Here is an 18,343-nt window from a genome sequence, read left to right as displayed (position 1 = left end):
TACGGCGTCACGATGACGGCAGGCTGCGGCGGCGCGGCGACCACCACCGGCGCGAACGCCGGCTCGACGACGATCGTGCGCGCGGGCACGTAGTAATACGGCGGCCTCGGCGGCGGCGCGTAGTAGTACACGGGACGCGGCGGCGGCGCGTAAACGACGGCGGGCGCGACGTAGGAAACCTGCACGCTCGTTCCAGCCGATGCGGTCTTCGCGCAGGTCAGGCTGATGGCGGCAACGGCGGAAACGGCGGAAACGCTGAGCAAACGGCAATTCATGTTGAAGTCCTCATGCATCGTGAGACGTTGAATACGGCAGCAACAAAGAAATGCAACTGCCGGCGATGAGAACGATAGCGAAGCCCTGCCCGATGCGGGAGTCGTAACTTATGTCGCGGGATGTCGGCGCGAATGCGCGGCATCGAACGCGAAATACGGCGACATGATTCGTAGCATCCCCAAGATTGCGTTCGCGGCGCGGCTCAATAGAATGGCATCACCGTCGACGTTCATCCGTAGCGAATCAGGGGAGAGAGCCATGCGAAAGATTCTTGTCATCCTTGCGGCATGCGCGGCGTGCGCCACGTCGGGCGCGGCGTTCGCGCAGACCGCTACGCAGCCGATGGGCGCGAGCCCGCGCCTCGAACACGTGCTCGGCCAGTTGCAGACGCGCTTTTCGAGCGCCAACACCACGCACGACGGCAAGCTCACGCGCGAGCAGGCATCCACGGGCATGCCGATGGTCGCCAAGCACTTCGACGAAATCGACACGCAGAAGAACGGCTACGTCACGCTGCCGCAAATCGAAGCCTTCATGCACGAGCACGCCGCGCAACGCTGACCCGGAGCCTCCATGGAAACCCTGCCGAAGATCATCGTGCTTGACGACGAAGCCGAGTTGCGCAACATGCTGCAGCGATTTCTGAGTTCGCAGGGTTTCGAGGTACGCGTCGTCGAAAATGGCAAGCGGCTCGACCGCTATTTGCAGCGCGAGCCTTACGACCTGCTGGTGCTCGACTGGATGATGGAGCCCGAAGACGGCCTCTCGGTCTGCAAGCGCCTGCGCGCCGAAGGCCAGACGCTGCCGATCCTGATGCTCACCGCGAAAGGCGATCCGGTCGACAAGGTCGTCGGCCTCGAAACCGGCGCCGACGATTACCTTGCCAAGCCCTTTCTGCCGCAGGAACTCGTCGCTCGCGTGCGTGCGTTGCTGCGCCGCCAGAAGATTGCGGCGGGCGACCCGACGCATACGCAGCAGCGCATCCGTTTCGGCGATTTCCGCCTCGATCTCGCGAAGCAAAAGCTGTATCGCGGCGGCGAGCCGTTCGAGATTCATTCCGCGCAGATGCAGTTGCTCACGGCGCTCGGCTCGTCGCCGAACCGCGCGGTCAGCCGCGACAACCTCATCGCCCGCACGCGCGGCCGCGATCACGACGCGCTCGATCGCAGCATCGACGTGCAGGTGTTGCGGCTGCGTCAGATCGTCGAGGAAGATCCGGGCAAGCCTCGGTTCATCAAGACCGTGTGGGGCGTCGGCTACATGCTGCTCGCGGAAATCGAATCGTGAAGTGGGCGCCGCGCTCGCTCTTCGCGCGCAACATCCTGCTGCTGGTCGCGCTCGTCGCGGTGAGCCAGGTGTGCGCGATCGCCGTGCTGCTCCATTTCATCCAGACGCCGCGCATCGAGCGCGCGGCGGCGACCTTCGCGAGCTATATCGTCACGCTCGATACGCTCCTGAAAACTTCGCCGCCCGAAGCCGCGCAAGGCGTTGCCGTGAACCTCGACCTTCGCGCCGAACTGCCCGCCGGCGCGCGCGACATGGCGCCGGGATCGCGCTTGCGCTTCTATCAAACGTATCAGCGCCGGACGTTCATCGAGAGCCTGCGCGCGCATCTGCCCGCCGACATGCTCGTGCGCTGGCAAGGCGCAGAAGCGTCCGACGACGGTCAGCAGCGCTTGTGGATCCGCGCGCATCTGGCGGGCGAGCCGCGCTGGCTGGCGCTGCCGGTGCCCGAAGCGGCGCACGACGACGGCCTCGCGACCGCCCTTTTCCTTTCGCTCGGACTCGGCGCGCTCGCGTTCGCGACGGCGTACGTGATCCAGCGCCATCTGAACCGTCCGCTCGCGCATCTCGCCGATGCCGCGCGGCTCGTGTCCGCGGGCGGCGAGCCGGGCGTCCTGCCGACCGACGGTCCGACGGAAATCGCCCAGGTCAGCGGCGCCTTCAATCGCATGACGGCCGCGCTGAAGGAAGCCGACGCCACGCGCGCGCTGATGCTCGCGGGCATCTCGCACGACATTCGCACGCCGATGACCAAGCTGCGCCTCGCCATGGCGATGTCCGCCGTGCCATCGACGGACGCGGCTTTCGCGGCATCGGCGGAAGGCTATCTCGACACCATCGATACGATTCTTCAGCAGTTCATGGACTACGCGGGCAGCGGCGCGAAGGAAACGCCCGTCGTCGGCGATCTCAACGCGCTGATCGCCAATCTGGCCGCCGATTTCGCCGGACTGGGGCACGAGTTCGCGCTCGATCTCGGCGAGATCGAACCGTTCCCGTTCAGGCCGATCAGCATGATGCGGATGCTCATGAACCTGATGCAGAACGCAGTGCTCTACGGCGTAGTCGGCCTGGAAGTGCGGACGTGGACAGATCGCGAGGCGAACACGGCCTGCGTCGTGATCGCGGATCGCGGAAAAGGCCTCGGCGGTCAGGATCCGGAAGCGCTGAAGCAGCCGTTCAAGCGCGGCGGCGGCGAAGGCCAGCCGAAGGGCACGGGCCTCGGACTTGCAATCGTCGAGCGCATCGCGCGGCTGCACGGCGGAACGCTCGAACTGCGCGCGCGCGACGGCGGCGGCGCGGAGTCGCGCATCGTTCTGCCGCTCTCGAGCTAGCGTTATTCGGGATCGGCGATCGCCTGTTTGTCATCGCCCTCGTTCGCCGTCTGCGCCTGATCCTCGGCGACCGAGGATTCGCGTGCGAGCGGCGCGATTGCGTGCAAGGGCACCATCGGCTGCGTGCGCGCATTCACACCGGCGGGACTCGGCTCGTTGTCGTGGATCAATGCGCGAATGCGCGGATAAATCTGCTGCTCCCAGCGCTTGCCGTTGAACACGCCGTAGTGGCCGACGCCCGTCTGAACATGATGCGCCTTCAGATACGGCCGCAGCTTGTCGCACAGATCCTGCGCCGCGAGCGTCTGGCCGACGGCGCAGATATCGTCGCGCTCGCCCTCGACGGTGAAAAGCGCGGTGCGCCGGATCGCCGACGGATCGACCTTGCGGCCGCGCACTTCGAGCTGCTTCAGCGGCAGTGCGTGCCGCTGAAACACGGTGTCGACGGTTTCCAGATAGAACTCCGCGGTGAGGTCCATCGTCGCGAAGTATTCCTCGTAGAAAACGCGGATCGCATCGGCCTTCGCGACGTCGCCCTTCGCGCGTTGATGATGCATCTCCTCGAACGATTCGATGTGACGCGCGAGATTCATCGACATGAACGCGCCCAGCTGTACGAAGCCCGGATAAACGCGCCGCATCGCGCCCGCGAAACCGAACGGCACCATGCTGATGAGATTGCGCTCGAACCAGTCGATCGGCTTGCTTTTCGCGAGTTCGTTCACGCGCGTCGGGTTCACGCGCGTATCGATGGGACCGGCCATCAGCGTCATGCTCGCCGGCTCGGCGGGATGCCGGTCCTCGGCCATCAGCGCAACCGCCGAGAGCGCCGCGACGGTCGGCTGGCAGACGGCGAGCAGATGCGCGCCCGGCCCGATCGTCTCGATGAAATCGATGATGTGCTGCACGTATTCGTCGAAGCCGAAGCGGCCGTGCATCAGCGAGACGTCGCGCGGATTGCGCCAGTCGGTGATATAGACGTCGTGATCGGCGAGCATCGTCTGCACGGTGCCGCGCAAGAGGGTCGCGAAGTGGCCGGACATCGGCGCGATGACGAGCACGCGCGGCTGCACGATGGACGCATCGTCCTTGCGAAAATGCAGCAGATCGCAGAACGGCGTCGATGCCGCGACTTCTTCCAGGACGCGCATCGTTTTGCCTTCGGCTTGCACCGGCGCGATATCGAATGGCGGCCGCGCGTGCGTCAGGCCCGCGAGCGCGACCTGTTCGCAGAGCGCCGCCATACTGCGGGCCTGCGGCGTCTCGCCGATATCCTTCCAGACACGCAGCGCGCCTTCGACGAGCGTGGCGGCGTGGCGGATCGGCAGCATCGAATCGGACCAGGCCTGATAGCCCGCATAGGTAAACGGATTCATGGCGACGAAAGGAGGCAATAGCCATGCCAATCGATGGCTACATGGGCCTTCATATGTCACGCGATTGGCATAGGCTTTGCACAGATGCCATTCACGAGCGCGTTTCGCCGCGCTTCGGTGCTTTGGCGCACCGCGCTCGATCCGTCTTGGTGCACGACGCGCGAGGAACGACTCATGGCGAACGCCACGCTCACCATCAGCAGCAAGAACTATTCGTCCTGGTCGCTGCGCGGCTGGCTGCTCACGAAGTTCAGCGGACTGCCGTTCGAGGAAGTCGTGATGCCCGCCGACGATCCCGGCGCGCGCGCCGAACTGCTTTTGCTGTCGCCATCGATACTCGTGCCGTGTCTCTTTCACGATGGCATCAAGGTCTGGGACACGCTCGCCATCGCGGAATATCTGAATGAAGTATGCCCCGATGCCGGCCTGTTGCCGAAGGAGCGCGCCGAACGCGCGCATTGCCGCGCGATTTGCGGCGAGATGCACTCGGGTTTTGCCGCACTGCGCTCCGCCCTGCCGATGAACCTGAAGGCGCACTTTCCGGGCTTCAAGGTATGGGCGCGCGCGCAGACCGACATCGAGCGGATCGTGACGATCTGGCATGAATGTCTCGCGCAGTATGGTGGTCCGTATCTGTTCGGCGAACGGACGTGCGCGGACGCGATGTTCGCGCCGGTCGTCACGCGCTTCGTCACCTACGATGTCAAGCTCGACGCCGATATCGTCGCGTACGGCGAGCGCATTCTCGCGATGCCGGAGATGCGCCGCTGGATCGCCGATGCGCAACAGGAAGCCGAGGAAATCGACGAACTCGATATCGAGTTCTGAAACGGTCGCGCGAGTCAGGCCGATTTTCTTTTCCTCCATTCGTGAACCATACTGGTCTTGAAGGAGGAAGTCGCAATGGAACCTTCAATCGATGCAGGCGCTTCGACCCGGCGCGCGCCGACGTTGCACGTCCGCTTTTCGGACACCGACGCGATCCCGTTTCCGACGCGCACCGTCGAGCGTGGCGATGCGTTGTATTGCGCGGGGGAGCCGTTGCGCAGCCTGTATACGGTGCAAAGCGGTTGCTTCAAGACCGTTGCGACATTCCCCAGCAGCGACGATGACAGCGCGCCGCACACGCAGGTCACGGGCTTTCACTTCGAAAACGAAACGCTCGGTCTCGACGGCATATGCACGAACCGGCATGAAAGCGACGCCGTCGCGCTCGAAGCGAGCGTCGTGCGGATCATGCCGGTCGGCATTCTCGAACCGCTGTGTCGCGAATACGCGGGGATGCAGCACGAACTGCTCGCGATCATGAGCGCGGAGATCGTGCGCGCATCGCGTCTCGCGCTGATGCTCGGCACCATGCCCGCGCGCGAACGCGTCGCGGCGTTCCTGCTCGATTTCGCCGAACGCCTCGACGCGGGGGCAACGTCATCCGGCGGACATCCGGTCGATCTTCTCTTGCCGATGACGCGCGCGGATATCGGCAGCTATCTCGGGCTCGAACTCGAAACCGTGAGCCGCACGCTCTCGAAGCTGCAGCGCGAAGGCGCGATCGGGCTCAACGGGCGTCAGGTCCGCATCGTCGATCGCGCGATGCTCGAACATCACTGATTCACGCGCGGACCGTCAGCACCGCCGCCCCCGTCAGCTTGCCGTCGCGCAGATCGGCGAGCGCGCGGTTCGCTTCGTCGAGCGGATAAGGCGTCGTGTGCAGATCCAAATGAAACTGCGCGGCGATCCCCATGAACGCGCGGCCGTCCTCGCGCGTGAGATTCGCCACCGACATGACGCGCCGCTCGCCCCAGAGCAGCGCATACGGAAACGAAGGAATGTCGCTCATGTGGATGCCGCCGCACACCACGGCGCCGCCCTTCGCGACCGCCTTGAGCGCCGCGGGCACGAGCGCGCCGGCGGGCGCGAAGATCAGCGCGGCGTCGAGTTCATCGGGCGGCGTCTCGTCGCTGCCGCCCGCCCAATGCGCCTTCAGGGCGAGCGCGAGACGTTGCGCCGCGATATCGCCCGGACGCGTGAACGCATAGACCGCGCGCCCCTGATGCTTCGCCACCTGCGCGACGATATGCGCGGCCGCGCCGAAGCCATAGATGCCGATGCGCTGCGCGTCGCCGGCCATCGCGAGCGTGCGATAGCCGATCAGTCCCGCGCACAGCAGCGGCGCGGCTTCCACGTCCGAATACCGTTGCGGCAGATGCAGGCAGTAGCGCGCATCGGCGACGACGCGTTGCGCGTAACCGCCGTCGATCGTATAGCCGGTGAAATCCGGCGCATCGCAGAGATTCTCGCGGCCGGCGATGCAGTAGCGGCAACGGCCGCAGGTATGGCCCAGCCACGGCACGCCCACGCGATCGCCGGGCGCGAAGTTCGTCACGCCCGCGCCGAGCCGCGCGACCGTTCCCACGATCTCGTGGCCCGGTATCACGGGCCGCTTCGGATGCGCGAGCTCGCCGTCGACTACATGGAGATCGGTGCGGCACACGCCGCACGCATGGACGTCGATGAGCAATTCACCTGCGCGCGGCACCGGATCGGGCAGATCGCGCAACTGCAGGAAAGGACCGTTGCCGTCGAAGACCATTGCGCGCATGAATTCATCTCCATCGATATTGCAGCGCAGCGTGTTGTCCGTCGCAGCAGCAAACGAACGGCACGCACGCGCGATGCGCTGGGGCGCGCGAAGCCGCCTTGGTGCACCGATGCACGCTCGACGGGCATTCTGGTTACACCACATCACGCGATGATGCGGCGCACGCATCGCGCATCGGTTGCTCGCGCGTGCGGCGATTTGCCTCCGATGACTGTCGCTGAACGGTCAGATTGTCGTACTAAACTTGACTCATGCAGTCACGAAGCGAACATGTGTCGGCGACACATTTCGGCATCGGACTTGCTTGTTTGGTTCGGACATCATCGCTGTTGCGGCGCGGCAAGTTCGCGATCCGAAGCGTGCCATACGAACGCATCGGCGATGGAACCCATTACATGAGGCGCGATTAAACTTATCTGCGGCGTCCAGTTCGAACCTCTCATCGCGGTCTGAGAAGATCGCGTCGCAACGCCTCAACAATACGCGCGGCGCAAGCCGCCATTCAACCGAGGACGCTCATGGCCGGCGAAAGCGCCGAGCGTCTTCGTCCATCGAATTTGCTTCATGGAGGATGACATGCGTATCACGGTCAAGCTGGATGGCTTCGAAGGCGCTCAATCGGCGGCCTACGCCATCCTGTGGCTCGACAAGGAAACCCGCCGATGGTCGCGCGAGGGTCATCAGTCCGTCGATGTGCCGGACTGGGGCGGCTTGCGCACAGGTTCGAACGGCACGATGATTTGCGGCCAGCAAGTGGGCGATCCCATCTGCGTTCTGGAGCGCCTCGATGTCGACGCGCCGGATGGCCCATGCGAGGGTCTCGCGGGACGCGTCCTCTGGTATGCCGACGGCGCCGGCATGAAGAGCACCGGACGCTGGCACGTCCAGTGCATCGATCGCGAGCAGATCAAGGCGGAGCACGGCGTATTCGCCGACGAGGAGAGAATCTGATCGCACGCGCTCAATCGTCAGGGCTCGTCGCTCGGGAACGGTGTCAGCATCACGACGAACGACGCAGCCCCGATGAGTATCGCGAGCACGCCGTAGTACATCACCGACGTCTCGTCGAAGAGCAGGCCGCGCAGCGCCGCATTGATGCCGCCCAGCGTCACGAACACCGCGCCCAAAGCCGCCACGATGCGCCCTTCACCCCTGATCATGATGTTCTCCCGACCGTCGGGCGCACCGATACCGCGCCGCGATAATTCAATGGTCGCTTGCTCGGCGCGGCACGAATTGACCTGCATCAACCTCAACCGAACGCCGCGCGCGCTCGGGAGGCGTCCGCTCGTTCTGGTGTTTTCCCTTGCCCCATTTCCACGGCTTATATTGGTAGTATCAGGTGCTGGCTGCGCGTTGGCATGGCTTCGCGCACACGGCGCATGCTGCCCGGGCCATCCTCGCCTTTGCCCGCAAGAATGGCTCGCATTCGACCGACAAAACCCTGGGGAGGCACGATGAACCAAAATTTCAGCGATCCGTTCAGCCAGTTTGCAGCCATGTTCCAGCAGTACCAGCTTCCTGGGTTCGACGTCACCGCGATCATGGAATCGCGCCGCAAGGACGTCGAAGCGCTCGCGGCGACCAATCGCGTCGCGTTCGGCGGCATGGAGGCGCTGCGCGACAAACAACTCGAAATCCTGCGCCGGACCTTGAGCGATCTCGAAGGCATCGCAAAACAATTCGCCACGACCTCGACGCAACCGCCGTTCAACGCCAACGAAGTCGTGCAACGCGCGCTGCACAACGCGCTCGCGGACATGCAGGACATCGCGCGCACGACCCAGCAGACTCAGGCCGAAGCCTATGCGCTCGTCAGCAAACGCATGGAAGACGCCCTGAACGAACTCAAAGCTTCTATCGAGAAGCCCAAGACCTAGCCTCGCGCGGTCCTGACGAGGCCCGGCCTCCGGCAACGACGAGCCGCGCGTGTGGCGAGCGGAGGTGCGTCATGCAATTCGACGAATTCGCAGCGTTCGAGAAGGACGGCTGGGAGCATGTGGTCCCGTCGTACGAGGACTATTTTGGAAGGCTGACCGTTCAGGCGCATCCCGCGCTGCTCGATGCGCTTTCGGTCGCGCCGGGCATCCGCATGCTCGATGTCGCCGCCGGGCCGGGCAATCTCGCCGCGGCGGCGATCGAGCGTGGCGCGACTGCGGCGGCCGTCGATTTTTCCGCGTCGATGATCGCGCACGCGCGGCAGTTTCATCCCGAGATCGAGTTTCATCTCGCGGGCGCGGAGCAGTTGCCGTTCGGCGACGAAAGCTTCGACGCCGTCGGCATCAACTTCGGCATGCTGCATTTTCCCGAGCCCGAGCGCGCGCTCGACGAAGCGGCGCGCGTGCTCCGCCAGGGCGGACGCATTGCGTTCACCGCGTGGGCTGCACCCGAACGCGCGGTCGGCTTCGGCATGGTGCTCGACGCGGTGCGGCTGCATGGGACGCTCGATGTCGGACTGCCGCCCTCGCCGCCCTTCTTTCGCTTCAGCGATCCCGACGAATGTGTGCGCGTGCTCACCGAAGCCGGCTTTGCCGACGCGCGCGCCGTCGAAGTCGAGCAAACGTGGCATCTCGTGCTGCCCGAAACGCCGCTCGACGCCTTGATGCACGGCGGCGTGCGAATGGCGGCGCTGCTGCGCGCGCAATCGAAAAGCGCGCTTGCCGCAATCGCGCAGGAAGTGCACGCCCGCGTGACGGCGTACGCGCGGCACGGCGAGCTGCTCGTGCCGATGCCCTGTGTGCTGGCGTCCGCCACGAAACCCTGAGCCGGCGCTACTTTTTGGCTTGCGTCGTGATCTGGAAGATATCGACGGCGACGCGCTCGCGGCCGTATTTGCCCGCGAGCGCCGAGAGCCGCTTGTCGACGGCGCGCAGATATTCGGACTTCGCTTCGCTGTCGGGGCGCGGCGAGTCGAAGAGCGGCGCGGGCGTGACTGTCAGCACGATCATCTCCGAACCGAACGGCTTGCCGACGACCCAGTCGCCCATTGTGCCGATGGTCGCCGTGTAGTTTGCGGGCGCCTGGTTGTCGCGCGAGCGCGCGTTCGGCAACAGATGCACGACGCTGCCATCGAGCATGAAATAGTCGACGTTGACGTAGGACTCGAACGCGGGCGTCATCAGATCGACGATGAGCGGGTCGCCTTCGGTAAGGCTCGTCGCGCGCGAGCGCGTGTGCACCGATGCCGGTCGCCCCGACTGGCGGTTGGCCGTCCAGAACGGGCCGTACACCTTGAGCAGATCGCATTTGTCGTCGGCGACCGGCTGCACGCCGAAGTTCGTCGTCTTCACGCCTGGCACGCGGCCGAGCGCTTCCTTCAGTCGCGCGAGACCGTATTTCTGCGATACGAAGCCCTGCACGTCGACGGTCTGATCGTGCACCGACGCCACCAGCGCCGAGCACGGCACGCTCCCGAGCACGGGCGTGACGGCGGCCATAGTGAGTTCGGGAACGGGCGTCGCGGGCACGGCGGGCGTGACCGCCACCGCCGCCGAAGCGGGGGGCGCGCCGGGCGAATGCGGTGTCACCGTGCCCGCGGCGCTGCCTTCTGCCGGCGCGGGCGGCGCTTCGTGCGCAACTTCCTCGCCGCCCCTCGACTGATCGTAGAAGTAATATCCCGCGCCCGCCGCCAGCAGGGCCACGAGCGCCGCCGCGCCGATCGCAAACTTCGGCACGCCGCCTTTTTTTCCCTTGCGGCCCGCGGGCGACGCGGCATTTTCGTCGGCGATATCTTCGAGAAATTGCGTGACGCTCGGCGTCCTCGCTTCGCGTTCGAATGCGAGCGCGGCCTTCAGCGCTTTCCACTGCTTGTTGCCGAGATGCTCGGGACGCTGCGGCTTCATGCCCGCGCTTCTCGCCTGCAACGCGGGCACGCGATCGAACGGATGCTTGCCCGTCAGCAATTCGTAGGTGATGCAGCCGAGCGCGTAAATGTCGTCGCGCGGATCGGGCTCGCGATGCTCCAGCATCTCCGGGCTCGCGTACGCGGGCGTGAGCGCGCCGAGGCTGCCGGGATCGAACACGGTCGCCTCGGTTTCCTCCTCGGGCCGCTGGATCACGCGCGAAATGCCGAAGTCGATCACCTTCACTTCCGACGTGTCCGTGAGAAACACGTTGGCCGGTTTGAAATCGCAGTGCACGAAGCCGCGTTCGTGCGCGTAGGCGAGCGCGTTGGCCATGCCCTTGAAGATCGGAAACACCTCGGAGAACGGCATGCCCTTGAAGTTCGGGTTCCGAAGCAGGCGCGAGAGGGGCTGGCCAGACAGATATTCCATCGTCAGATAGACGACCTGACCGTCGCGGTCGAAGTCGTACACGGTGACGATATTCCGATGCGCGAGCTGCTGCGCCTTGCGCGCCTCGCGCTGCAACGCGATCAGCGATTTCGGATTGCCGCGGAACTGGAGATTGAGCACCTTGATCGCGACATACGGCCGCCGGTCCGACGCTTCGAGCTTGCGCAGATCAAGCGCCTTGTACACGGTCCCCATTCCGCCGATGCCGAGACATTCTTCCAGCACGAAGCGGCTGTTGAGCGTGTCGCCGACGCCTTTCATCTGCTGATCGTGATCGACCATCACTTGCGTCGCCTGACTCCCGGTGCCGCCGCTCGGATCGCGCGAAGGCGGCGGCGCGAAACCCGGCGACGTTTGCAGACGCGTCTCGTCGCGGCTCGCGGGCCCGGTGGGGGAATCGGCTTCGGGACGCATGCGCGCCGCATGCTCGATGCGGCGGCGGATGGCCGCATAGATGTCGGGGGGCAACGGCCGCGCCGCGTGCTCCTCGTCGAGGATCTCCATGAGCCGCCTTGCCGGAGTCTGTTCGGTCGCCAGTGCGCCGTCCACTCCCGCAAAGAACTCGTCGCGCGACCCGCCGTCGCCCCGATAAGTACGAATCGCTTGCGCAAAACTTGTCATCTGTGCGACGCGACGCGGCTCCAATCGATCGACAACTACTTGTCGTAACAAAACCCCGGTGATCGTTCGATACTAGCCTTCGCATGGAGCTTTCGCAAATGGCGTTTTCGATCATGAGCGGCATCGCGCACATGTCGTTCGGAGACCGACACATCGATGACGAGTGTTGGCGTCACGCCATCGAAATACGCTTGGCACGAACTCGCCGCGTGGCAAAATGACCGAAAAATCAACGCACTGGACAGTTCATGCCGCTCGCACGCGGCGTTGGCACGCGATTCGCATCGGTCTTCACGAACGTCTTTGCGGCAGAAGGCACGCGCCTTGTGCCGCCATTGGCGTTCACGCGCGATCGGTGTTGCGGATCACGGAGTCGCTCCGGCACATCGAAGACGATTGTCTATACTCGATTGCGACTCCCCACTCTGGAGGAAGCATCCATGGCCGTCATCAAAATCAGGGATCTCGCCGACAGCGTCGAACTCGACAGGCAGGCGATGCATACGATCGTCGGCGGCGCGCGCGATGGCGTGCGTCCATTGTTTCGCATCCGGCCGGCATCGGCGACGAATCGCGTCGTCGATTATCCGGGCGTGCCGGTGAAGGACGTGCCCGCGACGCAGGCCGGTCCGTTCACCAGGAGATTCGTCTCGAAGAAATAACGTCGATAGTGGCGAGGGATCGCGTCCTTCGCCGCTTCAATGGCGCGTCCGCATGCTCGCGCCCGTCACTCCGCTGCCGATGGAACTGCCGAGCGAACGGGCCGTGCGCTTGACGAGCGCGAGACGCATGCGCTCGCGCCCTTCTCCATCGAAATCGCCGAAATAGCGCGTCTTGCCCGCGACCACCGCGCCGACCGGCACGCCGTCGAGATACAGCACGCGATTGGCCGCGAGCGCCGGCACCTTTTCTCCCGGCAGCAAGGTGCCGACGAGATTGAGCGGATCGACCGCCGACAGCGCCACGAACACGCCGTCCTTCGGCCGCTTGCGCATGTCGCGCAGCAGCGGCACGGCTTCGGGCAGCGCGAATTGCTCGCCCGCGAGCCCGGCGACGAAGCGCCCGCCGCGAATCTCGCCGCGCGCTTCCAGCCGGTGATAGACGCGCAGCAGATCGCGCCACGGCGGCAGCCATTGCGCCTCGCGCTCCAGAAGACGCCAGAACACGACGCCGTAGCGCCGCAAAAGCGTCAGCGCGATGTGTTCGAGATCGCCGTCTTCGCGCGCGTCGTCCGGTTTCGCGCGGCGCAGGAGCGCCCAGCGGCCCGCGTCGTCCATTCCGCCGATGAAGAGGCCACCGCGCCTCGGACGCCGCGCGAACGCGTTGCGCTTCGCCGCCGGAGCGAGCAGCGCGCGCAGGCCCGCGAAACTGTCGGCATTGACGAGTCCGAGCGCGACCAGTTCGCCGAGCGCGTCTTCGAGTTCGGTGCGCAGAAGGCGCACGTCGGAGAGCAGTTCGTCGAAGAACATCGCGCCGTGCGCTTTCAGCGCGTCGAACACGCGTTCGGCACGCGACGACAGTTGCGGCGCTTCGTCGGGACGCATGAGCGCGTTCCATGCATCGAGGTGACGGCGCGGCAGCAGCACGATCGGCGTGCCGCGCACCGGACCGCCCGATGCGCGCGAGCGTCCTGCCGGACGCGTCCACACGAGCTTGCCCGCGCGGCACAGATCGTCGAGCCACATGCCCGAATAATCGGCGATGCGCGCCGGCAGTATTTCTTCCTCCCACGCGACGGCGGGCGCCTCGAAACCTTCGAGCTGTTCGAGCACGGCGCCGAGCGCGTCGCGGCCCTCGCCGCGCGAATCGGGCGCGACGCGCTGCCATTCGAGCAGAAAGCGCATGAAATCCTGCCGCTCGACCGGCTCGATTTCGCGACGCAGCCGCCGCACCGTATAGCGATGAATCCGCGCGAGCAAATGCCGCTCGCACCACTCTTCGACCTGCGCGCCCGGCGCGAACCGTCCGCGCATCACGTAGCCCTGCGCTTCGAGCCGCGTCAGGGCGAGCGCGATCGCCGACGCGGGCAGCGCGAGCGGACGCGCGATCTCCGGCACCGTCAGCGGCCCGAATCCCGACAGACGCGCGCGCACGATTTCGACGAGCGCGTCGTCGGTTGTCCACGCATCGTCGAAACCGGGCGGCGGCTGCAGCGACGGATGCATCGGCGCATGCTCGTAGACGGCGCGCACACACGCGAGACGTTCGACGGGCGTCCACAGCGCGTCGTGCTCCGCGATCTGCAGACGCGTCGCTCGGCCGGAGCGCGCGAGCGCATCCAGCCACGCGATCCATTGCGGGTCGCGTTGCGCTTCGGATTCGGCGATGCAGGCGAGCGTCGAAAGCGCCTCGTGCATTTCATCGGCGCTCGTGACTTCGGGCCAGGCTTCGTCGCGCACGCTCGCGATGGCGTCGGGATCGAGCGCGCCGAGATCGTCCGCCGATTGCGGATCGCTCCATCGGCGCGCGAGCACGGCCTGCGTGCGGCGTTCCTCGAGCGGCGCATCGTCGAGAAACGCATACGGCCGCGCCGACAGAATCTCGGCCGCGAGCGGCGACGGCGCGGGCAATTCGCGCGTGACGAGCCGCACATCGCCTGCTTCGATGCGCCGCAGGAGCGCGAGCCACGCGTCGGCATCCATCGCGTCGTGGAGGCAATCGTCGATCGTCTGCTCGACGAGCGGATGCGTCGGCACGTCGCGCTCGCCCGAGATGTTTTCCGCGCACGCGACCTGATCCGGGAACACCGCCGCGAGCAGATCCTCGCTTTTCATGCGCTGCAACTGCGGCGCGACCTTGCGCCCGCCGGTATAGCGCGGCAGCGCAAGCGAGTTGGTCGCGTTCCAGCGCCAGCGCACGCCAAAGAGCGGCGCGTCGAGCAGCGCCTGGATCAGCACGTGCTCCGCAGTCGCCGATTTCAGATAGCGCCAGACGTCATCGAGCGCAAAGCTGTGGCTGCCCGTCAGCGACAGCACGATCGCGTCCTCGGTCGCGGCCGCCTGCAGCTCGAAGTTGAACGTGCGGCAGAAGCGCTTTCTCAGCGCGAGTCCCCACGCACGATTCACGCGGCTGCCGAACGGCGCGTGGATGACGAGCTGCGTGCCGCCGGATTCGTCGAAGAAGCGCTCCATGACGAGCGTGTCCTGCGTCGGCAGCACAGTCAGCGCGGCGCGCGAACGCGCCAGATAATCGACGATCTGCCGCGCGGCTTCGATGTCGATGCCACTTTCTTGTACAAGCCGCGCGACCGTCGCTTCGACGCCGCTATCGAGCCATGCGTCGACATCGGCGCGCAGACGCGAAATCGCATGAGAAAGCTCGTCGCTGCGGCCCGGCGCTTCGCCGAGCCAAAACGGGATGTTCGGCGGCTGGCCGTTCGCGTTTTCGACGCGCACGCGCCCGCCTTCCACGCGCACGATCCGGTACGACGTATTGCCGAGCTGAAAGATGTCGCCCGCGAGACTCTCGACGGCGAAATCCTCGTTCACCGTGCCGATCTGCAAGCCTTGCGGTTCGAGGATCACGGCGAAATCGGCGTTGTCCGGAATCGCGCCGCCCGAGGTCACGGCCGTCAGCTTGCCGCCGCGACGGCCGCGCAGCGTGCGCGAGACCGCATCGCGATGCACGTACGCCGCGCGCACGCCCTGCCGTCCGGTATAGCCTTCCGCGAGCGTGCGCAGCACGGCCTCGTAATGCGCCCGATCGAGCGTCGCGTACGGATACGCGCGCGTGATGCGCTCGAACAGTGCGTCCTCGCCCCACTCGCGGCACGCGACTTCGGCGGTGATCTGCTGCGCGAGCACGTCGAGCGGCGCGTGCGGGATCGTCAGGGCATCGAGTTCGCCGCGCCGCACGCAATCGAGGAGCGCCGCGCATTCGATCAGATCGTCGCGCGAGGTCGGGAAAAGCCGTCCTTTCGGCACGCCGCCGACGTGATGCCCGGAGCGCCCGACACGCTGCAAGAATGCGCCGATCGAGCCGGGCGAGCCGATCTGGCAGACGAGATCGACATCGCCGATATCGATGCCCAGTTCCAACGACGCCGTCGCGATCAGCACGCGCAGTTCGCCGCGCTTCAGACGCTGCTCCGCGTCCAGCCGATGCTCGCGCGCAAGACTGCCGTGATGTGCGGCGACGGCTTCCTTGCCGAGGCGCTCGGTCAGATGCCGCGCCGCGCGCTCGGCCATGCGCCGCGTGTTGACGAAGACGAGCGTCGTCCGATGCAGCCCGGCAAGCTCCGCGAGACGGTCGTAGACGCGCTCCCACATGTCGTTGGACATGATCGCTTCGAGCGGCATCGGCGGGAGGTCGAGCGCGAGATCGCGCGCTCGAACATGTCCGACATCGACGATCTCGCAGGGCTGGTTATCACCGACGAGAAACTTCGCGACGAGTTCGATCGGCTTTTGCGTCGCCGACAAGCCGACGCGCACGGGCCGCTGCCCGCCCGCTTCCTCGCACAGCGCGTCGAGGCGCGCGAGCGACAGGCTCAGGTGCGAACCGCGCTTGCTGCCCGCGACCGCATGAATCTCATCGACGATCACCGTGCGCGTGGTCGAAAGCATCGCGCGGCCGGAATCGGACGACAGCAGCACGTAGAGCGATTCCGGCGTCGTAACGAGGATATGCGGCGGGCGCTTCCTGACGGCGTTGCGCTCTTGCTGCGTCGTGTCGCCGGTACGGACGGCCGCGCGAATCTCGGGCGCCGCCACGCCGGATTCGCGCAAGGTCTGCGCGATGCCCGCGAGCGGCTCCTCCAGATTGACGTGGATGTCGTTCGACAGCGCCTTCAGCGGCGACACGTATACGACGCGCGTCTCGTCCGGCAGCGTCCCGCCGCGCGCGACGCCGTCACGCACCAGTTCGTCGATGGCGGCGAGAAACGCGGTAAGCGTCTTGCCGGAGCCGGTCGGCGCGGCGACGAGCGTCGAGCGGCGCGCGTGGACGAGCGGCCACGCGCGCGCCTGCGCCGCGGTCGGCGCGGGAAAGCGGGCGCCGAACCACGCGGCGACGGCGGGATGAAAGCCGTGCAGCGCGTCGGCGATGGAAGCGGATTTTCGGATCATTCGGACATTCTATGGGCGCTTGAGAAACGGCGTATTACTGGCGCTTTTCGGACAGTTCCCATGCGACCCGGAACGCTTTACAGCGATGCTAGGCGGTTCGCCCAAGCAATCCGTTCAAACGCTTTCCGCCTCTCATGATCGTCCTAAGCCTTCTGTCCGACCACGCGCCCGGCGCGCTCGCCAACCATCGCCACTACGCACGGGAATTCGGCTATCGCCACATCGAGATCGACTTGTCCGATTTGTCGGGAAGCAACAAGCACCTGCAATGGGTCTACAAGTACGAAGCGTTGCTGCGTCATTTGAGCCGCGCCGCGCCGAACGAAATCCTCATGCTGCTGAGCGAGAACGCCGCGATACTGCGCCCGTCGCATTGCCCGATCTCATGGCCGGGCGCGACTGGCTCCTGACTTGCGCCGAAGGCCATATCCCGCAGACGGATATCCTCATCTTCCGCAATACAGAACCGGTGCGCCGCAAGCTCGCGGATCTCGTCGGCCGCTGCCGACTCGGCGTCGCGTTGCCGGAAAACGAAGGCGAAATGCTGCATGACTTCACGATTTGCCCGCAACAGTTCCGCGTCGGCGACGTGTACGTTGTGCTTCCGGCCGCGGTCAATCTCGAATGCGTCTGGGCGACGTGGAACAGCTTCTCCACCTGCTTTCGCGACGAGAAACATCATCGGCGGCTTCGTGCGGCAGCGTTTGAACACATCAACGAATGCAGGACGCGCGCAACGCCGTTTCTCTCGCTCGCCAATTCGGGCGTGCATGAAACCGAAACGCAAAGCGTCTATCAACCGAACCACGCGATCGCGATCGTCATGCTCTATACGCCGAATATCGCGCAGTACGGGCGCATCGCCGAGGCCAACATCAGGCAATATTGCAAACGCCACGGTTACACGCTTTACGTGCATCGCGATGTTCCGCCGCGATTGAACGACGGAAAGACGTCGGCGAACTGGCACAAGGCCGCGTTGCTGCACGCGTACTTGCCGCATCATCAATGGGTGTTCTGGCTCGATGCCGATGTGCTCATCAACGACATGAACCGCCGTCTCGAACCGCTCACGCGCGAACGCGACACCGTGTTGGCACGCGATATCGGAACGTGGGCGTTCAACTCCGGCATCATGGGCTTTCAGCGCAATCAGCAGAACTACGACGCTCTCGCGCGCGTGATCGAAAGGTGCCGGAACCTGGACGACAGATCCCACATCTATGCGAACCAGGGCGATCAGTATTACTTCATCGATGTCTTCCACTCGCTGCCGGACTTCGATGCGACGCGCATTTACGATTTCATCGAACTGAACACGCCCTGGGTCTATCGCCGCCCGGACAGCTTCATGGTTCATTACATCGGCATGTGGGAAGATAACCGCGCGCTTATCATGGACTACGACCTCCGCCACGCCGCGATGGAATGACGCGCTCGCCACCATCGTTGCCGCGCCGCCGGTAAGATGTACCGGACGGCGCCGCGCGTG

17 protein-coding genes are annotated in these 18,343 nt (G+C 65.4%); 11 read left to right on the top strand and 6 right to left on the bottom strand.

What is annotated here, in order from left to right; translation table 11 throughout:
- Positions 1–275, bottom strand: a 275-nt coding sequence (locus tag QCE49_RS28640; protein ID WP_309806696.1) for a hypothetical protein, incomplete at its 3' end; no start/stop codon positions are given.
- 259 nt (positions 276–534) lie between these two features.
- On the opposite strand from QCE49_RS28640, the gene QCE49_RS28635 reads away from it, so the two are divergent.
- Genes QCE49_RS28635 through QCE49_RS28625 form a run of 3 tightly spaced genes read left to right on the top strand, consistent with a single transcriptional unit; the run spans position 535 to position 2,894 of the window.
- Positions 535–837 (top strand): EF-hand domain-containing protein, encoded by a 303-nt coding sequence (locus QCE49_RS28635; RefSeq protein WP_008353431.1) that lies wholly within the window; start codon positions 535–537, stop codon positions 835–837.
- A 12-nt stretch (positions 838–849) separates the two neighbouring features.
- Positions 850–1,563 carry a response regulator gene (locus QCE49_RS28630; RefSeq protein ID WP_008353432.1) on the top strand — a complete coding sequence of 238 codons (714 nt, stop codon included), beginning with the start codon at positions 850–852 and terminating at the stop codon, positions 1,561–1,563.
- Entirely contained in the window at positions 1,560–2,894 is a 1,335-nt protein-coding gene (locus QCE49_RS28625; protein WP_250456736.1) for an ATP-binding protein, read from the top strand. Before QCE49_RS28630 ends, QCE49_RS28625 begins: the two co-directional genes overlap by 4 nt.
- Before the next feature lie 2 nt (positions 2,895–2,896).
- Here QCE49_RS28625 and QCE49_RS28620 read toward each other — a convergent pair whose 3' ends face one another.
- Positions 2,897–4,270, bottom strand: coding sequence for a polyhydroxyalkanoate depolymerase (locus QCE49_RS28620; protein WP_250456735.1), 1,374 nt, complete (start codon positions 4,268–4,270; stop codon positions 2,897–2,899).
- A 174-nt stretch (positions 4,271–4,444) separates the two neighbouring features.
- On the opposite strand from QCE49_RS28620, the gene QCE49_RS28615 reads away from it, so the two are divergent.
- Both QCE49_RS28615 and QCE49_RS28610 read left to right on the top strand, forming a co-directional pair.
- The gene (locus QCE49_RS28615) at positions 4,445–5,098 is read left to right on the top strand and encodes a glutathione S-transferase family protein (protein ID WP_008353437.1); all 654 of its coding nucleotides are present in this window, start codon (positions 4,445–4,447) and stop codon (positions 5,096–5,098) included.
- Between the two features lie 75 nt (positions 5,099–5,173).
- Positions 5,174–5,878: a Crp/Fnr family transcriptional regulator gene (locus tag QCE49_RS28610; RefSeq protein WP_008353439.1), complete on the top strand. Its 705-nt coding sequence runs from the start codon at positions 5,174–5,176 to the stop codon at positions 5,876–5,878.
- 1 nt (position 5,879) lies between these two features.
- Here QCE49_RS28610 and QCE49_RS28605 read toward each other — a convergent pair whose 3' ends face one another.
- Complete coding sequence (locus tag QCE49_RS28605) at positions 5,880–6,869, bottom strand: zinc-dependent alcohol dehydrogenase family protein (protein WP_250456734.1); 990 nt, start codon at positions 6,867–6,869, stop codon at positions 5,880–5,882.
- Between the two features lie 576 nt (positions 6,870–7,445).
- Between QCE49_RS28605 and QCE49_RS28600 the strand changes: the two genes are divergently transcribed.
- Positions 7,446–7,820: a DUF3564 family protein gene (locus QCE49_RS28600; RefSeq protein WP_033536165.1), complete on the top strand. Its 375-nt coding sequence runs from the start codon at positions 7,446–7,448 to the stop codon at positions 7,818–7,820.
- Between the two features lie 17 nt (positions 7,821–7,837).
- Here the strand turns inward: QCE49_RS28600 and QCE49_RS28595 are convergent, their stop codons facing one another.
- The gene (locus QCE49_RS28595) at positions 7,838–8,029 is read right to left on the bottom strand and encodes a DUF2964 family protein (RefSeq protein ID WP_033536164.1); all 192 of its coding nucleotides are present in this window, start codon (positions 8,027–8,029) and stop codon (positions 7,838–7,840) included.
- Positions 8,030–8,326: 297 nt separating this feature from the next.
- On the opposite strand from QCE49_RS28595, the gene phaP reads away from it, so the two are divergent.
- Both phaP and QCE49_RS28585 read left to right on the top strand, forming a co-directional pair.
- The gene (gene phaP / locus QCE49_RS28590; protein ID WP_008353443.1) at positions 8,327–8,749 is read left to right on the top strand and encodes a phasin family protein; all 423 of its coding nucleotides are present in this window, start codon (positions 8,327–8,329) and stop codon (positions 8,747–8,749) included.
- A gap of 71 nt (positions 8,750–8,820) precedes the next feature.
- Positions 8,821–9,633 (top strand): class I SAM-dependent methyltransferase, encoded by an 813-nt coding sequence (locus QCE49_RS28585; protein ID WP_008353444.1) that lies wholly within the window; start codon positions 8,821–8,823, stop codon positions 9,631–9,633.
- 7 nt (positions 9,634–9,640) lie between these two features.
- Here the strand turns inward: QCE49_RS28585 and QCE49_RS28580 are convergent, their stop codons facing one another.
- Positions 9,641–11,785 carry a serine/threonine-protein kinase gene (locus QCE49_RS28580; RefSeq protein WP_033536133.1) on the bottom strand — a complete coding sequence of 715 codons (2,145 nt, stop codon included), beginning with the start codon at positions 11,783–11,785 and terminating at the stop codon, positions 9,641–9,643.
- 440 nt (positions 11,786–12,225) lie between these two features.
- Between QCE49_RS28580 and QCE49_RS28575 the strand changes: the two genes are divergently transcribed.
- On the top strand, positions 12,226–12,447 hold the full coding sequence (locus tag QCE49_RS28575) for a hypothetical protein (RefSeq protein WP_250440576.1): 222 nt from the start codon (positions 12,226–12,228) through the stop codon (positions 12,445–12,447).
- 36 nt (positions 12,448–12,483) lie between these two features.
- Here QCE49_RS28575 and QCE49_RS28570 read toward each other — a convergent pair whose 3' ends face one another.
- Positions 12,484–16,851, bottom strand: a complete 4,368-nt coding sequence (locus QCE49_RS28570; RefSeq protein ID WP_250456733.1) for a DEAD/DEAH box helicase — start codon at positions 16,849–16,851, stop codon at positions 12,484–12,486.
- Positions 16,852–16,985: 134 nt separating this feature from the next.
- On the opposite strand from QCE49_RS28570, the gene QCE49_RS28565 reads away from it, so the two are divergent.
- Both QCE49_RS28565 and QCE49_RS28560 read left to right on the top strand, forming a co-directional pair.
- Positions 16,986–17,261 (top strand): hypothetical protein, encoded by a 276-nt coding sequence (locus QCE49_RS28565; RefSeq protein WP_250456732.1) that lies wholly within the window; start codon positions 16,986–16,988, stop codon positions 17,259–17,261.
- Positions 17,225–18,283: a hypothetical protein gene (locus QCE49_RS28560; RefSeq protein WP_250481924.1), complete on the top strand. Its 1,059-nt coding sequence runs from the start codon at positions 17,225–17,227 to the stop codon at positions 18,281–18,283. The genes QCE49_RS28565 and QCE49_RS28560 overlap by 37 nt, the downstream gene beginning before the upstream one ends.
- The last annotated feature ends 60 nt before the right edge of the window (positions 18,284–18,343 follow it).

Origin of the sequence: Caballeronia sp. LZ008 (assembly GCF_031451435.1) — a bacterium.
Taxonomy (GTDB): Bacteria; Pseudomonadota; Gammaproteobacteria; order Burkholderiales; family Burkholderiaceae; genus Caballeronia; species Caballeronia zhejiangensis.
Note: the sequence above shows the minus strand (reverse complement) of the source record. Positions and strands in the feature narration are given on the sequence as shown.

What these genes read in the sequence shown, in the direction of transcription:
- QCE49_RS28595 (WP_033536164.1), bottom strand. Translation starts at nt 8,029, where the DNA reads ATGATCAGGGGTGAAGGGCGCATCGTGGCGGCTTTGGGCGCGGTGTTC.
- QCE49_RS28620 (WP_250456735.1), bottom strand. Translation starts at nt 4,270, where the DNA reads ATGAATCCGTTTACCTATGCGGGCTATCAGGCCTGGTCCGATTCGATG.
- QCE49_RS28630 (WP_008353432.1), top strand. Translation starts at nt 850, where the DNA reads ATGGAAACCCTGCCGAAGATCATCGTGCTTGACGACGAAGCCGAGTTG.
- QCE49_RS28605 (WP_250456734.1), bottom strand. Translation starts at nt 6,869, where the DNA reads ATGCGCGCAATGGTCTTCGACGGCAACGGTCCTTTCCTGCAGTTGCGC.
- QCE49_RS28565 (WP_250456732.1), top strand. Translation starts at nt 16,986, where the DNA reads ATGATCGTCCTAAGCCTTCTGTCCGACCACGCGCCCGGCGCGCTCGCC.
- QCE49_RS28635 (WP_008353431.1), top strand. Translation starts at nt 535, where the DNA reads ATGCGAAAGATTCTTGTCATCCTTGCGGCATGCGCGGCGTGCGCCACG.
- QCE49_RS28615 (WP_008353437.1), top strand. Translation starts at nt 4,445, where the DNA reads ATGGCGAACGCCACGCTCACCATCAGCAGCAAGAACTATTCGTCCTGG.
- QCE49_RS28610 (WP_008353439.1), top strand. Translation starts at nt 5,174, where the DNA reads ATGGAACCTTCAATCGATGCAGGCGCTTCGACCCGGCGCGCGCCGACG.
- QCE49_RS28585 (WP_008353444.1), top strand. Translation starts at nt 8,821, where the DNA reads ATGCAATTCGACGAATTCGCAGCGTTCGAGAAGGACGGCTGGGAGCAT.
- QCE49_RS28600 (WP_033536165.1), top strand. Translation starts at nt 7,446, where the DNA reads ATGCGTATCACGGTCAAGCTGGATGGCTTCGAAGGCGCTCAATCGGCG.
- QCE49_RS28580 (WP_033536133.1), bottom strand. Translation starts at nt 11,785, where the DNA reads ATGACAAGTTTTGCGCAAGCGATTCGTACTTATCGGGGCGACGGCGGG.
- phaP (WP_008353443.1), top strand. Translation starts at nt 8,327, where the DNA reads ATGAACCAAAATTTCAGCGATCCGTTCAGCCAGTTTGCAGCCATGTTC.
- QCE49_RS28575 (WP_250440576.1), top strand. Translation starts at nt 12,226, where the DNA reads ATGGCCGTCATCAAAATCAGGGATCTCGCCGACAGCGTCGAACTCGAC.
- QCE49_RS28570 (WP_250456733.1), bottom strand. Translation starts at nt 16,851, where the DNA reads ATGATCCGAAAATCCGCTTCCATCGCCGACGCGCTGCACGGCTTTCAT.